We start from the raw sequence: 14,815 nt of genomic DNA on the forward strand, positions 1-14,815 counted from the left end.
GATCTCTCGCGAACAACCCCGGTCTCGGGAGCACTCCTAGCGCATTTCGCCTGCTCCGGCATACGGATTCAGGCTCGCGAGCGGCTTGCCCTCCTCGAACCGCGAATAACGGAAGTCGGTTCCGTCGACCGCCGGGTCGCTGGAGATGCCGTCCAGCAGGAGGTCGGCAGCGAGGCGGCCCACCGCCGGGGAGATCTTGTATCCGTGCCCGCTGAAGCCCACCAGCAGGAACAGTCCGGGGGCAGGGGAGGGGCCGATGATCGGGTTGTAGTCGGGAGTGGTGTCGTAGCAACCGGCGTAGGTCGACGAGAGCTTCGGGTCGGGCATGTCGGGAAGCAGTCGATCGAGCTTGGCGATCGCGGTCTCGATGTAGTCGTCGGTCGCGTGGTTCGAATAGTTGTCGGGATCGGCGAACTCCGGAGCGGAGTGGTCGCTGTTGCCGACGAGCAGATCGCCGTTCGGTTCGCGACGCACATAGTGCAGGTTGACCAGGTCGGAGAATGTCGGCACGTCGGGGGTGGGTTCACCCTGGTCCACGAGGAGGATGGGCTCACGCTGGGCTCGGATCGGGATGTCGACGCCGGCGGTCGCGCCGAGCGTCGGCGACCACACGCCGGTCGCGAGAACCACCGTATCGGCGTGGATTTCGTCGCCTGCAGCGGTGCGCACGCCGTAGACCTCGCCGTTGTCGCGCTGCAGGAGAGTGGCGACGGGGGTGGACTGTCGCACGCGCACGCCGAGTCGGCGGGCTTTCGCCCCGTATGCCATTCCGGTCATGTAGGCGTCACCGTGACCACCGAGGGGTTCGTAGGCGAAGGCGGCGAAGTCGTCGAGGGAGATCCCCGGCCAGAGTCGGCGCACCTCGTCGGCTCCGATTCCCTCGACCGGCACCCCGAGTGCGCGATGCATCGCGACATTCGCCGCGAGCGGCGCGGTGTTGTTCTCACCGACACCCACGATGTACCCGGTCTGCCGGAAGCCGATGTCGGTGCCGAAGATGTCGTCGGCCTCGGAGAACACCCGGACGCCGTGCCACGCCATCGCCGCGAGGGACGGGACGCCGTAATGGCAGCGGACGATGCCGCTCGACTTGCCGGTCATGCCCGAGCACAGTGTTTCCCGTTCCAGGACGAGGACGTCGGTCTCACCCCGCTCGGCGAGAGACCACGCTGTCGCGAGTCCTTCGAGTCCGCCGCCGACGATGACTACTCGTGCGCTCTCTGCCATTGGGTTTCCTCACCGCTCCGATATGGCGTCTCCGCCTGTGTCTATTGACGATAAACACTGTTGCAGCTTAAGAAACAGATGTGAACCTCGGTACGTGACAACAACGTAAATTCTCGACCACTGGTGTCGTACCTCGCACCTACCATGCCTTCATGGCTGTGCGGAGGATCGGGGCAAGCGAACGCCGGGCACGACTGGCCGCCAGGCATCGCTTGCATCCGAAACACCGCGCGTTCCACGCCGTCGAGGCTGCGACGAGCATGGTGTGTCTGCACGGCACCGATCCGTCGAGCGTCTTCCTGTCCGCGTGGGCGCGGGTCGACGACTTCACGGTCCGCGACCTCGAGCAGGCGCTCTACAGCGATCGCTCTCTCGTCAAGCACATGGCGATGCGGCGGACGGTCTTCGTCGTCCCTCGCGACGTGCTTCCGGTCGTGCAGGCGGGCGCGAGTGCGCGGGTGGCCGCGGCGCAGCGTCGGCAGGTGATCAAGGACGCCGAGAAAGCCGGACTGCACCGAGACGGAGGGCAGTGGCTCGACGACGTGAGTGCGCACGTCCTCGAAGCCCTGTCCGGCGGACGAGAAGCGACGTCGAGCGAATTGCGTGCCGAGATTCCCCTCCTCGACAGCGCTGTCGACTACGGGATCGGCAAGTCGTGGGGCGGCAAGGTGCCCTTCGCCCCGCGGGTCCTCACGGTGCTGTCCGCCGAGGGAAAAGTGGTACGGGCGTCCAACAAGGGATCATGGCGGGTGTCGCGTCCGACCTGGGCGTCGACGGAATCGTGGCTCGGTGCAGCGATCGAACCACGCGACGAAACCGACAGTGTGCGTGCGCTCGTGGAATCGTGGTTGCGGGTCTTCGGGCCGGGGACCGAGGCCGACATCAAGTGGTGGCTGGGCTCGACCCTTGCCGCAGTGCGCGCGGCCCTCGCCGAACTCGATGTGGTCGAGGTCGACCTCGACGGCCGTCCCGGATATCTCCTTCCCCACGACCTCGAGGAGCCCGCTCCCGTCGAACCGTGGGGTGTGTTGTTGCCGGCGCTGGATCCCACCGTGATGGGGTGGACCGAACGAGACTGGTATCTGGGGCCGTACAAGAACGATCTGTTCGACTCGAACGGCAATGCCGGTCCCACAGCCTGGTGGGACGGCCGGATTGTCGGAACGTGGTGGCAGAGCGAGTCGGGAGCTGTGGAACTGCACCTGCTCGAGGACATCGGAGCGGACGGGAGGTCGGTGCTCGAGCAGGAGGCCGAGCGCCTCGACGAGTGGCTCGGCAAAGTCAAGGTCATGGCCCGATTCCCGACGCCGCTCGCGAAAGAACTCGCGGGCGCGTCCGAAGGCAACCGGCCGGGAATGTCCTCGTCGTAGGCTTCGGACATGCCCGTGGAATCGAGAGCCGCCACGCCCGGCGACATCCCCACCTTCGCTCCGGTGCTGGCCGAAGCATTCTCCGACGACCCGACCTTCATGTGGATGTTCCCGGACGAACAGCATCGGATCCGGCGCATGACCCGCTTCTTCGCGGCCGACGCCCGCCACCATATGGTCCCGCTCGGTGCCACGGACCTTGCCGTGTCCGACGGCATGGTCGGAGGCGCAGCGATGTGGGCTCCGCCCGGTCGGTGGCGCGGCGATCTGTGGACCTCGCTGCGGCTGCTTCCGGCGTTCTACGCAACGCTCGGCAGGAACATGGGACGAGGGCGGGACGTGAGCGAGACGCTCGACGCGGCGCACCCGGAGGAGCCGCACTGGTATCTGTCGACGATCGGCACGTCGCCTGCTGCACGCGGCGGGGGCTTCGGGTCGGTGCTCATGAACGTCGGGCTGAGCCGTGCCGACGCCGGACATGCTCCTGCCTACCTCGAATCGAGCAAGGAGCAGAACATCTCCTACTACGAGAGGTTCGGGTTCGAGGTCACTCGCGAAATCGTCGTCCCCCGTGGAGGACCGACACTCTGGGGGATGTGGCGACAGCCGCGCTGACCGGGCGGGCATCCGGAGCGAATCTGTTCATCGACGTGATAGGAGGAGGCGAGTGACGGATACCGCGTCGTATGCCGCCTTCCTCCCCGAGCGTCACCGTTCCGACGCGGTAGCGCTCACCTCGACTTGGTGGGAGTGGCGCGGCCGGCGTGTGCACATTGCGCGAGCTCCGAACCGCGATGCGCAGGTGCGCCTTCTGGGCATTCACGGAGCGGGCGGGTACTCCGGAGCGCTGTGGCCGTTCACATCCGCCGCGGCCCGGCAGGCGGAGATTCTCGTCCCGGACATGCCGCTGTACGGGCACACCGTCGAACCCCGGCCCGGACGTGTGCGCTACGGCCACTGGCTCGACCTCCTGTGCGATCTCGTCGTTGCCGAACGAACCACCGACCCGCGTCCGCTGATCCTGTTCGGCGCGAGTATGGGCGGAATGATGGCCTACGAGACGGCAGCACGAACAGGGCAGGCCGACGCGGTGATCGTCACGTGCCTGCTCGACCCGTCCGACCCGGACGCGAGAGCCGCCGCGGCACGGTGGGCTGCGGTCGGGCGCACCGCTCCCCGGACGCTCCCGGTGGCTTCGCGCGTCGCAGGAGATGTGCGCCTGCCCATCCGGTGGCTCACTCGCATGGACCGGATCAGCAACGATCCGGCCCTGTCGAGCCTGTGTGCCTCGGACCCGCGTGGGGGAGGCACTCGCGTCCCCATCGGGTTCCTCGACAGTTGGTTTCGGTACCGCCACACTCCGCCCGAGGACTACGACGGCCCGCCGGTCACCCTGGTGCATCCGGCCGACGATCGGTGGACGCCACCGTTCGTCAGCACCCGCTTCGCCGATCGCATCGCCGCGCCCACCCGGACAGTGATGCTCGACGGTTGCGGGCACTTCCCGATCGAGGAACCAGGCCTGACTCAGATGAGGGAAGCGGTCGAAGACGTCGCGCGATCCTTGCTCGCCTGATCCGAAGGCACTGTTCGCCCGACTGCACCGGTCTGCGATGGCTAGCATGGCACCCGCACGTGCACCCACGAATGCTCGAGGAGCGCCGACATGCAGGTACTCGTGGTCTACGAATCCATGTACGGCAACACCCGTCACGCCGCCGAGGCCATCGCCCGGGGAATGGAAGGACGTGCCGCCACCGAGGTCGTCGCGGCCTCCGAGGCCGTCGGCAAGGACACATCCGCCTACGACCTGATCGTGGTCGGCGGACCCACTCACGTCCACGGTATGAGCCGAGCGAGCACCCGGCAGGGGGCAGCGGAGGCGGCGCACCAGCCGGACAGCAACCTCGAACTCGAACCCGACGCGGAAAGCGACGGCGTGCGTGAATGGCTCGCCTCGCTCGACGAAGTGTCAGGTGCTGCTGCGGCATTCGATACCCGCCGCGACGTTTCGCCGACGTTCAGCGGGCGTGCTTCGAAGACGATCGCCAAGAAACTACGTAAAGCGGGGTTCACGCTCGTCGCCGACCCTGAGAGCTTCCTCGTCGACAAGCAGACGGTCCTCGAGCCGGGCGAAGTCGACCGCGCGAGCCAGTGGGGGCGGGCGCTCGTCGACGGGCGCTGACGCCGCATGGTGACGAAGCGGAATGCCTCGCCCGGCCGCAAAGTGGGCTATTCGATCGGGATCGCCGTCGATGCGGTGCTGCTGTACCTGGTGAACGGATGGCCGGGTTGGGAGGCGGTGCCGTTCCTCACCGAGGACACCACCCGGGTCCTGGGGTGGGTGAACGCCTCGTTCATCGCCGGCATCGTCACGAACGCACTGTATCTCGTCGTCGACCCGCCACGACTCAAAGCAGTGGGCGACCTGGTGGTGGCCGGCATCGGCCTGTCCGGGCTCGTGCGGATCTGGCAAGTATTTCCGTTCGCCTTCCCCGACGAATCGGTGCCGTGGGATCTGATCGCCCGGAGCCTGTTGGCGGTCGCCATGTTCGCAACGATCGTCGCCCTGATCGTTGCGGTGGTCCGGTTCGTCACCGGTCGCGCGTAGGTGAGCCCGTCGAAGTCCCTCCGCGTCGAAGTGCCTCAGGGGACGGTGTACTCGGAGGAGCAGTCGAGGGTCGTGACGTCGTTGCCGTTGTCCGCGATGTTGCTCACCCCGGTGACCGCGGTGATCCGGCCAGGTCCGGTGTCCTGAACTGGGATTACGATCGTCGTCTCGCCGGGTTCGACGCGGGCCGACACGGTGTCCCCTCCGCTGATGCCGCTGTCGAGATTCGCCCAGATGACCGATGCGCGCTGCGTGTACGGCGCCGTGCTTCCGGAGCGGGTGTGAAAGGTGAACTCCACCCTTCCCGCGCCGGGTGACGACACCGTGACATCGCTTCTGTCGTAACGGTCGAAGTCGTTGGGGTCGGGGTACTCGATGCTGCAGAACGGTGTTTCGACCGGATCGGCCGACGACCCGAAGTCGAGGGAGCCGAGGAGGTCGGCGTGAGCGACACCTGCGTTCAACGATGCTGCGACGGCTGCAGTTACAAACGATCCAGCGATGAGGCGGGTCAGCTTCCCGGTCATACCACTCCTGACGAGTTCGGCGAAATATCCGACGCTGTTCGAGCAGTTGTCCAGCCGATTGTGTCACCCGGCCTCCGATTGTGCGGCCGCATCGCCGAATTCGCGATCAGCGTGCTTCGGCAGAAGGCGCGGGCCGAGAAGAGACCGGGCTCACGAACTCCTACGGCACGCTACGAACCCGTCGATGCGAACACGGAGCCGCGCGCCCCGACATACAAGTCGGAAGCCGTGCGGAACCTCAGACGCCTTGCCAGACGGTATCGAACGGGGTGTTGGCCGACACCCGCGCCTTGATGCCGGCGGTGACGAAGTCCTTGGCGCGCGCCGCAGCGTCCGCCACCGACGCGCCCTTCGCGAGCTCGGCGGTGATCGCAGCAGCGAGGGTGCAGCCTGCGCCGGACACTCGCTCGTTGCCGATCTTCGGGGCCTCGAGCAAAGTGACCTCCGAACCGTCGAACAGCACGTCCACCGCATTGTCGCCGTCGAGTTCGACGCCGCCCTTCGCGACGACGTACTTCGGACCGAGATCGTGGATGCGGCGCGCTGCCTCCACCAGATCGTCGATCGAGGTGACGGCGTCCATCCCGGACAGGGTGCGTGCCTCGAACAGATTCGGGGTGACGACCGTGGCGTGCGGGAGGATCTGCGCGCGCAGTGCATTGTCGGTATCGAGCGCGGCGCCCGCCTCCTGGCCCTTGCAGATCAGAACCGGATCGAGCACGACGTGCCGCCAGTTCTGCTGCTCGAGACCCTCCGCGACCACGTCGATCGTCGCGGGCGTCCCCAGCATGCCGATCTTCACGACGTCGAGGTCGTGGGCCGAGGTGGCTGCCTCGATCTGCTCGGCGATGACCTCGGCGGGCACAGGGAAGAAGCGGTGCCCCCAGTTTTTCTTCGGATCGAACGAGACGATGCAGGTCGTGGTGCCCACGCCGTAGACGCCGAGCTGCTGGAAGGTCTTGAGATCGACCTGCAGACCGGCGCCGCCGGTCGCTTCCGAGCCGGCGATGACGTATGCGAGATCGACCATGTGAGTGCTCCGTTCGGACTGGGAGACGATGTCTCGGCGGTGTGCACCCGCCGGGTGACCAGGTTACAGAGGCGTTCGGCGCCAACTTCGGACCGCCCACCTTCGCTGCCGATATCGTCCAGGCATGACAGCTTTCGGCGAGCTCGACGACTACCTGGCACTTCCGCGGGTCACTTCCCTCACGATGTCTCCCGACGGAACCCGCCTGGTGATCACTCGATCGACGCTCGACGACGAGGCGACCTCGTACACCGGGGCACTGTGGGAGGTGGATCCCGAAGGCCGTGCCCCGGCGCGGCGCCTGACGCACGGCATCACCGGAGAGTCGAATCCGGTGTTCACCTCCACCGGTGACCTGCTGTTCACCGCCGCGCGCGGCAAAGGCGAGCCGCCGGTGTCCGTCTGGCGCCTGCCCGCGGCCGGTGGGGAAGCCGAGCAGTTCGCATCCCGTAAGGGCGGGTTCGTGTCGGTATCTGCGGCGTCCGGCGAGGACCGGACCCTGTTCACCGCACCCGTTCTCGGCCACAGCGACTCGGACGACGAACGGATCCGAGACGCCCGCAAGGACGGGGAGGTCACCGCCGTGCTGCACACGGGCTATCCCGTGCGCTACTGGGATCACGATCTCGGACCCGACCAGCCGCATCTCCTCGTCCTGGACGGCAGTGGCGGATTCACCGATCTCACCCCGGGTATCCGGGGGTCGCTGCGTGATGCGCACATCGATATCGCTGCGGACGGTTCGTTCGCTGCCGTCACCTGGGTGGTCCCGGGACCGCTCGCATCGCGCCGGGTCAGTCTTGTGCGGGTCGATCTGGGCACCGGCCTGCGCACTCCGCTCATCGACGACGAGACGGGTGACGTGACGCAGCCGGCGATCTCACCCGACGGGACGAAGCTCGCCTACCTGCACGAATCTCTCGGCGATGCGGAGAATCCGCCGCGGGTGACCGCCCGTGTCCTCGACATCGCGGCCGGGACTGTGAGCGTCGCGGCCTCGGAATGGGACAGGCGTCCCACTTCGGTCGCCTGGCTGCCCGACGGTTCCGGACTCGTACTCACAGCCGACGACCGTGGCCGGGCGCCGGTGTTCGTGCACCGGCTCGGCAACACCCGACCCGAGCGGTTCACCTCGGACGACGCCGCGTACACCCACGTGCACGTCGCGCCCCACGGCGCCTGCGCATATGCCCTTCGCGCGGCGTACGACGCGCCGCCTCATCCGGTACGCATCGGTCTTGCAGGAGCCGAGGCCGGCCTCGTCACCCCCCTTCTCGTCCCCGGACCGCAACCGGAGTTGCCGGGCCGACTCGTCGAACTGACCACCGAGGCCGACGACGGCACCCCGGTGCGAGCGTGGTTCGCCCTCCCGCACACCGCATCCGCCGCCGACCCGGCACCGCTGCTGCTGTGGGTACACGGGGGTCCGCTGAGCAGCTGGAACACCTGGTCGTGGCGATGGAATCCGTGGCTTCTCGTCGCACGGGGCTATGCGGTCCTGCTGCCGGACCCCGCACTGTCCACCGGATACGGCGAGGCCTTCATTCGGCGTGGTTGGGGTCGCTGGGGTCGTGAGCCGTACACCGATCTGATGGCGATCACCGACGCGGCTGTCGCGCGGGACGACATCGACGAGGAGCGCACCGCAGTGATGGGGGGATCGTTCGGCGGGTATCTGGCCAACTGGATCGCCGGTCACACGGATCGATTTCGGGCGATCGTCACGCACGCGAGCCTGTGGGCGCTGGACCAGTTCACGCCGACCACCGACGTCGCGTGGTATTGGCAACGTGAGATGACTCCGGAGATGGCGGTCGACAACTCACCGCACCTGTTCGTCGCCGACATCGTCACGCCCATGCTCGTCATCCATGGCGACAAGGACTACCGCGTACCCATCGGGGAAGCGCTACGCCTGTGGTACGAGTTGCTCAACGAATCGGGGCTCCCGGCCGATGACGACGGCACCACGGTCCACCGATTCCTCTATTTTCCGACGGAGAGCCACTGGGTGCTCCGGCCGCAGCACTCGAAGATCTGGTACCGCGCGGTCGAAGCGTTTCTGTCCGAGCACGTACTGGGCCGCCCGCTCGACCTACCGGAGGAGTTGGGCTGACCGAGACCACCGGTCGGCTCGCAACTACACCTCGGGACTGCGAGGCTGGTCACCCGGTGCGGTAGGCGGACGTGTCGGCTCGTCGGTCGCAGGTGTCGATGCGCTCGGTGACGAACCGGGCGGTGTCGCCGAAACCTGGCCGCTCGACTCGCTCTGGCCGCGGTTGGTGACCTTCTCTGCCAGGCCGCCGACCGTTTCCTGGAGGTGTGGTGCCTTCTCCTTCACGACAGCGGCCGCTCCCGTGGCCTTGTCCTGCACCGTAGGGATGATCTTGTCCTGCACGGCCGGGTTGTGCCACAGCTCGTTCGAGCGGCCTCGCATCTTGTCGTAGGTCTCACGACCAGCTCTCGTTCCCGCGACGAATCCCGCGGCTGCACCTGCTGCGAAGATCAATGCCCGCATCATGGCGGTCTCCTCCGTCCTGTCCGTTCGGCTCCCGTGCGTTCGGGCGCTCGGCTATGCGATACCCGGTCGATGTTCGGACCACACCCCGAGGTCGTAGCCCCTGTCCAGGCGGTTCGTGTTCGACGCTTAGGATTGACGGGTGACCAGTGCGCCAGAGAACTCGCAGAACCCCGCCGACGCCCTTCCCAAGAGCTGGGATCCCAGCGCCGTCGAAGCGGAGCTCTACCAGCAGTGGGTGGACGCCGGCTATTTCGAGGCAGACCCGTCGAGCGACAAGCCCGGGTACTCGATCGTCCTGCCCCCGCCGAACGTCACCGGCAGCCTGCACATGGGTCACGCCCTCGACCACACCCTCATGGACGCACTCACTCGGCGTAAGCGCATGCAGGGTTTCGAGGTGCTGTGGCTGCCCGGTATGGACCACGCCGGTATCGCCACTCAGACCGTCGTCGAGAAGCAACTCGCCGCGGACGGCAAGACGAAGGAAGACCTCGGCCGCGAAGCGTTCATCGAGAAGGTGTGGGACTGGAAGCGCGAATCCGGCGGCACCATCCAGGGCCAGATGCGGCGCATCGGCGACGGCGTCGACTGGTCTCGCGACCGCTTCACCATGGACGAGGGCCTCTCGCGTGCCGTGCAGACCATCTTCAAGCGCATGTACGACGACGGCCTGATCTACCGCGCCGAGCGCCTCGTCAACTGGTCGCCGGTGCTGCAGACCGCCATCTCCGACATCGAGGTGAAGTTCGAAGAGGTCGAAGGCGAACTCGTCTCGCTGCGTTACGGGTCTCTGAACGACGACGAACCGCACGTGGTGGTCGCAACCACCCGTGTCGAGACGATGCTCGGTGACACCGCCGTGGCGGTGCATCCCGACGACGAGCGCTACAAGGACCTGATCGGCACCACTCTCGAACACCCGATCACCGGACGGCAGATCCCCGTCATCGCCGACGAGTACGTCGACCCCGAATTCGGTACCGGCGCGGTGAAGATCACCCCCGCCCACGATCCCAACGACTTCGAGATGGGGCTTCGGCACAACCTGCCGATGCCGACCGTCATGGACAAGGCCGGCAGGATCGCCGACACGGGAACGCCTTTCGACGGCATGGACCGGTTCGAGGCGCGCGTCGCCATCCGCGAGGAGCTGGCACGGCAGGGCCGGGTCGTCGCGGAGAAGCGACCCTACGTGCACAGCGTCGGGCACTCCGAACGCTCCGGAGAAACCATCGAACCGCGGCTGTCGATGCAGTGGTGGGTGAAGGTCGAATCGCTCGCCAAGGCGGCCGGTGACGCAGTCCGCAACGGCGACATGGTCATTCACCCGAAGAGCCAGGAACCGCGCTGGTTCGACTGGATCGACAACATGCACGACTGGTGTATCTCGCGCCAGTTGTGGTGGGGCCACCGCATCCCGATCTGGTACGGCCCCGACGGTGAGGTGGAGTGTTTCGGCCCCGACGAGACCGCGCCCGAAGGCTGGGAGCAGGACCCGGACGTGCTCGACACGTGGTTCTCCTCCGGGCTGTGGCCGTTCTCGACGATGGGCTGGCCCGAAGCTACCCCCGAGCTCGAGAAGTTCTACCCCACAAGCGTTCTCGTCACCGGCTACGACATCCTGTTCTTCTGGGTGGCGCGCATGATGATGTTCGGTACCTATGTCGCCGACGATCCCGGACTCGGCCCGGTGCCGTTCACCGATCTGTTCCTGCACGGTCTCGTCCGAGACCAGTACGGCAAGAAGATGTCGAAGTCGCGTGGGAACGGCGTCGACCCCCTCGACTGGGTCGAGCGTTACGGTGCCGACGCACTGCGCTTCACGTTGGCGCGCGGCGCGAACCCCGGCGGCGACCTCGCTGTCGGTGAGGACCACGCCCAGTCCTCGCGCAACTTCGCGAACAAGCTGTTCAATGCGACCAAGTTCGCGCTCATGAACGGCGCAGTCGTCGCCGACCTGCCCGCCCGGGGCGAGTTGACCGACGCCGACCGCTGGATCCTCGATCGTCTCGAGCAGGTACGCGCCGAGGTCGATGCGGCCTTCGACCGGTTCGAGTTCTCCAAGGCGTGCGAGGCGCTCTACCACTTCGCCTGGGACGAGGTGTGCGACTGGTACCTCGAACTCGCGAAGGTCCAACTGGCCGACTCCGGTGCCGGAGCCGACAACACCAAGGTGGTGCTCGGCACCGTCCTCGACCAGTTGCTGCGCCTGCTGCACCCGGTGATCCCCTTCGTCACCGAAACGTTGTGGAAGGTGCTCACCGGCGGTGAGTCGGTGGTCGTCGCGTCCTGGCCTGCCGCGAGCGGGGTGGACGCCGATCCGACAGCGGCCCGGCGCGTCGAGGACATGCAGAAGCTGATCACCGAGATCCGCCGTTTCCGCAGCGATCAGGGGCTCAAACCGTCGCAGAAGGTGGCCGCGCGCCTGACCGGCATCGCGGACGCCGACCTCGCGGCGCAGGTTCCGGCCGTGCAGTCGCTGGCTCGCCTGACCGAAGCCGACGAGGCCTTCTCCGCGACCGCTTCCATCGAGGTGCGTCTGCAGCTCGCCACGGTGACCGTCGAACTCGACACCTCGGGCAGCATCGACGTCGGCGCCGAGATCGCCCGTCTGCGCAAGGATCTCGCAGCCGCGGAGAAGGAGCTGGCAGGCACCACCGGCAAGCTGTCGAACGACGCCTTCCTGGCGAAGGCGCCGGAGCAGGTCGTCGAGAAGATCCGCGGTCGCAAGCAGATCGCCGAAGAAGAGATCGCGCGGATCACTGCGCGGCTGAAGGAGCTGGGCGCGGAGTGAGCACGGATACCCCGGGGTCGCCGTCCCCGGTGGACCTCGCCGAACTGGCGCTGGTCGAGGCCGAACTCGACCAGCGCTGGCCGGAGACGAAGATCGAACCGTCCCTGGCGCGGATCTCCGCGCTCATGGACATCCTCGGCTCCCCGCAGAACAGCTACCCGTCGATCCACGTGGCCGGCACCAACGGCAAGACATCGACGACCCGCATGATCGATGCCCTGCTCACCCGCATGCATCACCGTGTCGGCCGCACGACGAGCCCGCACCTGCAACTGGCCACCGAGCGGATCAGTATCGACGGAGCACCGGTCTCACCTCGTACCTACGTCGATACCTACCGCGACATCGAGCCGTACGTCCGGATGATCGACGAGCAATCCGAGGCGGCCGGCGGACCGAGGATGAGCAAGTTCGAGGTGACCACGGCGATGGCATTCGCGGCGTTCGCCGACGCGCCCGTCGATGTGGCTGTCGTGGAGGTCGGTCTCGGTGGACGCTGGGACGCCACCAACGTCGTCACCGGACAGGTTGCGGTGATCACGCCCATCGGCATCGACCACACCGGTTATCTCGGCAACACCCTCACGGAGATCGCGGGGGAGAAGGCCGGGATCATCAAGAAGGCGCCGGACGACGGGCTCGTTCCGCGCGACACCGTGGCGGTCATCGCGCAGCAGGAACCGGAAGCGATGGACGTGCTGCTGCGGCGTGCCGTCGAAGCCGACGCAGCGGTCGCACGTCAGGGCTCGGAGTTCGCAGTGGTGCGCCGCGCGGTCGCCGTCGGTGGGCAGCAGATCGACCTCCAGGGACTCGGCGGCCTCTACACCGATATCTTTCTCCCACTCCACGGTGAGCATCAGGCCCACAACGCGTCGGTCGCGCTCGCCGCCGTCGAGGCGTTCTTCGGAGCCGGACCGGACAAGCAACTCGACGTCGAGGCGGTGCGCGACGCGTTCGCGTCGGTCACCGCACCCGGCCGGCTGGAACGGGTGCGCAATGCACCCACCGTCTTCCTCGACGCGGCGCACAATCCGCACGGCGCGAAGGCTCTCGCAGCCGCACTCGTGCAGGAGTTCGATTTCCGTAAGTTGGTCGGCGTCGTGAGCGTCATGTCCGACAAGGACGTCGCAGGGCTGATCGAGGCCCTCGAGCCGGTCTTCGACGAGATCGTCGTCACTCACAACGGCTCCCCGCGTGCGATGGACGTCGACGATCTGGCGAACATCGCCGTAGCCCGATTCGGCGACGAGCGGGTCGTCACGGCGGCGACGCTTCCGGACGCGATCGAGACCGCTATTGCGCTCGCGGAGGAGGTCGGCGAGCCCGGCGAAGCGGTTTCGGGTGCCGGTGTCGTGGTCACAGGTTCGGTGGTGACCGCGGGTGCGGCCCGCAGTTTGTTCGGAAAGGATCCCGCGTGAGTAACGACAATCCGGAGGAGCCGCAGTTCCGGCCGCCGACGACGGACCCGTGGAAGGGGTTCCGTGGCGTGATGGCAGGCACGCTGGTGCTCGAGGCGATCGTGGTCCTGCTGGTACTGCCGGTCATCGCGACCGTCGGTGGGGGACTGAGCCCATGGTCGACGACCTACGTCGTGGGTCTCGCCGTGGTGATGATCGCCGGGGCGGGGCTGCAGAAGCGTTCGTGGGCGATCCCGTTCAACCTGACGCTGCAGGCTCTCGCGGTCCTCGGCTTCTTCGTCGACCTCGCGTTCGGCGCGGTCGGCGTCCTCTTCGCAGTGGTCTGGGCGTACATCCTCTACCTGCGCAAAGACATCAAGGATCGTGAATCGAGGGGTCTGCTCCCGGGACAGCGGGACTGACCTCTAGGCTTGTCGCGTGACTGAGCGGACCCTGGTACTGATCAAGCCCGACGGCGTCGCACGCCGTCATGTCGGAGAGATCCTCTCGCGTATCGAGCGCAAGGGACTGGACATCGTGGCTCTCGAGCTCCGTACGGCGACCGAGGAGGTCGCCGGAGCGCACTACGCAGAGCATGAAGGCAAGCCCTTCTACGCATCGCTGATCGAGTTCATTACGGGCGGTCCGCTCGTGGCCGCCGTTCTCGAAGGCCCCCGCGCGATCGCGGCCTTCCGGCAGCTCGCCGGTGGTACCGATCCCGTCGAGAAGGCCGTGCCCGGCTCGATCCGGGGCGACCTCGGCCTGGACCCGGGCGAGAACCTGGTCCACGGCTCCGATTCGGTGGAATCCGCCGAGCGCGAGATCGCCCTCTGGTTCCCCGCACTGGCTGCGAAGTAGCCTTCCGCGATCGACCCTCGACGGGCGCACACGGCGTATTGCCTGCGAAACCGTTCGGGCGTTGCGATTCGACCCTTCCGAGACCCGCCGACGGCGCCCTCCGGGGCGCCGTTGGCGTATTCGCGCACGGCTGTGTGGGATACTGGCAACGGTTGCCCCGCACACACCGCGTGCGGAGCGGCCGAACGACATCACGGATCGATGCCCGACATCGCTGTGGCCGAGAACGAAGGAGACACCTCACTCGGCGGCACGCTGGATGTTCCGGCGCTCGATCCGCGATCAAGCCAGGCATTGCTCGGTCGTGCAGTGAAAACGGGCACCGGACGACCGCGCGATGCGAGACCGGAAGCACTCGCGCCCGACGGGCGTGAGTACACAAGCTGCGCCCCCGCGTGGCCGCTCACATCACTGTGGTGGTGATGGACGCGCCCGGGGGCCTTAGGAGACTTACGTGGCCGATCAAGAGCCGCAGGAGAA

Annotated in this window: 15 protein-coding genes; 11 read left to right on the forward strand and 4 right to left on the reverse strand. The window is 67.0% G+C overall.

Annotation, left to right across the window (positions count from 1 at the left end):
- Positions 1-36 precede the first annotated feature (36 nt).
- Positions 37-1,227: an FAD-binding oxidoreductase gene (locus ABZ789_RS00100; RefSeq protein ID WP_358417157.1), complete on the reverse strand. Its 1,191-nt coding sequence runs from the start codon at positions 1,225-1,227 to the stop codon at positions 37-39.
- 152 nt (positions 1,228-1,379) lie between these two features.
- On the opposite strand from ABZ789_RS00100, the gene ABZ789_RS00105 reads away from it, so the two are divergent.
- The 5 genes from ABZ789_RS00105 (at position 1,380) to ABZ789_RS00125 (ending at position 5,208) form a co-directional block, all read left to right on the forward strand.
- Entirely contained in the window at positions 1,380-2,597 is a 1,218-nt protein-coding gene (locus ABZ789_RS00105) for a winged helix DNA-binding domain-containing protein (RefSeq protein ID WP_358417160.1), read from the forward strand.
- A gap of 9 nt (positions 2,598-2,606) precedes the next feature.
- Positions 2,607-3,212 (forward strand): GNAT family N-acetyltransferase, encoded by a 606-nt coding sequence (locus tag ABZ789_RS00110; RefSeq protein WP_358417163.1) that lies wholly within the window; start codon positions 2,607-2,609, stop codon positions 3,210-3,212.
- A 52-nt stretch (positions 3,213-3,264) separates the two neighbouring features.
- The gene (locus ABZ789_RS00115) at positions 3,265-4,173 is read left to right on the forward strand and encodes an alpha/beta hydrolase (RefSeq protein ID WP_358417166.1); all 909 of its coding nucleotides are present in this window, start codon (positions 3,265-3,267) and stop codon (positions 4,171-4,173) included.
- Positions 4,174-4,263: 90 nt separating this feature from the next.
- A complete protein-coding gene (locus ABZ789_RS00120) occupies positions 4,264-4,782 on the forward strand; it encodes a flavodoxin domain-containing protein (RefSeq protein ID WP_358417168.1) in 519 nt (172 codons plus the stop codon).
- Positions 4,783-4,788: 6 nt separating this feature from the next.
- Positions 4,789-5,208 (forward strand): hypothetical protein, encoded by a 420-nt coding sequence (locus ABZ789_RS00125; protein ID WP_358417171.1) that lies wholly within the window; start codon positions 4,789-4,791, stop codon positions 5,206-5,208.
- A 35-nt stretch (positions 5,209-5,243) separates the two neighbouring features.
- On the opposite strand, the gene ABZ789_RS00130 is transcribed toward ABZ789_RS00125, so the two are convergent.
- On the reverse strand, positions 5,244-5,735 hold the full coding sequence (locus ABZ789_RS00130; protein ID WP_358417174.1) for a hypothetical protein: 492 nt from the start codon (positions 5,733-5,735) through the stop codon (positions 5,244-5,246).
- Positions 5,736-5,973: 238 nt separating this feature from the next.
- Positions 5,974-6,765 carry a bifunctional hydroxymethylpyrimidine kinase/phosphomethylpyrimidine kinase gene (thiD, locus tag ABZ789_RS00135; RefSeq protein ID WP_358417177.1) on the reverse strand — a complete coding sequence of 264 codons (792 nt, stop codon included), beginning with the start codon at positions 6,763-6,765 and terminating at the stop codon, positions 5,974-5,976.
- Positions 6,766-6,889: 124 nt separating this feature from the next.
- Between thiD and ABZ789_RS00140 the strand changes: the two genes are divergently transcribed.
- Positions 6,890-8,881, forward strand: a complete 1,992-nt coding sequence (locus ABZ789_RS00140; RefSeq protein WP_358417180.1) for a S9 family peptidase — start codon at positions 6,890-6,892, stop codon at positions 8,879-8,881.
- Between the two features lie 24 nt (positions 8,882-8,905).
- On the opposite strand, the gene ABZ789_RS00145 is transcribed toward ABZ789_RS00140, so the two are convergent.
- Positions 8,906-9,286, reverse strand: a complete 381-nt coding sequence (locus tag ABZ789_RS00145; RefSeq protein ID WP_358417183.1) for a YtxH domain-containing protein — start codon at positions 9,284-9,286, stop codon at positions 8,906-8,908.
- 139 nt (positions 9,287-9,425) lie between these two features.
- On the opposite strand from ABZ789_RS00145, the gene ABZ789_RS00150 reads away from it, so the two are divergent.
- The 5 genes from ABZ789_RS00150 to ABZ789_RS00170 all read left to right on the forward strand — a co-directional run bounded on the left by ABZ789_RS00150 (position 9,426) and on the right by ABZ789_RS00170 (position 14,758).
- On the forward strand, positions 9,426-12,080 hold the full coding sequence (locus ABZ789_RS00150) for a valine--tRNA ligase (RefSeq protein ID WP_358417186.1): 2,655 nt from the start codon (positions 9,426-9,428) through the stop codon (positions 12,078-12,080).
- Positions 12,077-13,498 carry a folylpolyglutamate synthase/dihydrofolate synthase family protein gene (locus ABZ789_RS00155; protein ID WP_358417189.1) on the forward strand — a complete coding sequence of 474 codons (1,422 nt, stop codon included), beginning with the start codon at positions 12,077-12,079 and terminating at the stop codon, positions 13,496-13,498. The genes ABZ789_RS00150 and ABZ789_RS00155 overlap by 4 nt, the downstream gene beginning before the upstream one ends.
- The gene (locus ABZ789_RS00160; protein ID WP_358417192.1) at positions 13,495-13,899 is read left to right on the forward strand and encodes a DUF4233 domain-containing protein; all 405 of its coding nucleotides are present in this window, start codon (positions 13,495-13,497) and stop codon (positions 13,897-13,899) included. The genes ABZ789_RS00155 and ABZ789_RS00160 overlap by 4 nt, the downstream gene beginning before the upstream one ends.
- A gap of 16 nt (positions 13,900-13,915) precedes the next feature.
- Positions 13,916-14,335: a nucleoside-diphosphate kinase gene (ndk, locus tag ABZ789_RS00165; protein ID WP_358417195.1), complete on the forward strand. Its 420-nt coding sequence runs from the start codon at positions 13,916-13,918 to the stop codon at positions 14,333-14,335.
- Between the two features lie 201 nt (positions 14,336-14,536).
- Complete coding sequence (locus ABZ789_RS00170; protein WP_358417198.1) at positions 14,537-14,758, forward strand: hypothetical protein; 222 nt, start codon at positions 14,537-14,539, stop codon at positions 14,756-14,758.
- The last annotated feature ends 57 nt before the right edge of the window (positions 14,759-14,815 follow it).

Source organism: Rhodococcus sp. NPDC047139, from assembly GCF_040643435.1.
Taxonomy (GTDB): domain Bacteria; phylum Actinomycetota; class Actinomycetes; order Mycobacteriales; family Mycobacteriaceae; genus Rhodococcus.

Coding starts and splice junctions, on each gene's coding strand:
- ABZ789_RS00110 (WP_358417163.1), top strand. CDS start 2,607: ATGCCCGTGGAATCGAGAGCCGCCACGCCCGGCGACATCCCCACCTTC.
- thiD (WP_358417177.1), bottom strand. CDS start 6,765: ATGGTCGATCTCGCATACGTCATCGCCGGCTCGGAAGCGACCGGCGGC.
- ABZ789_RS00105 (WP_358417160.1), top strand. CDS start 1,380: ATGGCTGTGCGGAGGATCGGGGCAAGCGAACGCCGGGCACGACTGGCC.
- ABZ789_RS00120 (WP_358417168.1), top strand. CDS start 4,264: ATGCAGGTACTCGTGGTCTACGAATCCATGTACGGCAACACCCGTCAC.
- ABZ789_RS00130 (WP_358417174.1), bottom strand. CDS start 5,735: ATGACCGGGAAGCTGACCCGCCTCATCGCTGGATCGTTTGTAACTGCA.
- ABZ789_RS00145 (WP_358417183.1), bottom strand. CDS start 9,286: ATGATGCGGGCATTGATCTTCGCAGCAGGTGCAGCCGCGGGATTCGTC.
- ABZ789_RS00140 (WP_358417180.1), top strand. CDS start 6,890: ATGACAGCTTTCGGCGAGCTCGACGACTACCTGGCACTTCCGCGGGTC.
- ABZ789_RS00125 (WP_358417171.1), top strand. CDS start 4,789: ATGGTGACGAAGCGGAATGCCTCGCCCGGCCGCAAAGTGGGCTATTCG.
- ABZ789_RS00100 (WP_358417157.1), bottom strand. CDS start 1,227: ATGGCAGAGAGCGCACGAGTAGTCATCGTCGGCGGCGGACTCGAAGGA.
- ABZ789_RS00170 (WP_358417198.1), top strand. CDS start 14,537: ATGCCCGACATCGCTGTGGCCGAGAACGAAGGAGACACCTCACTCGGC.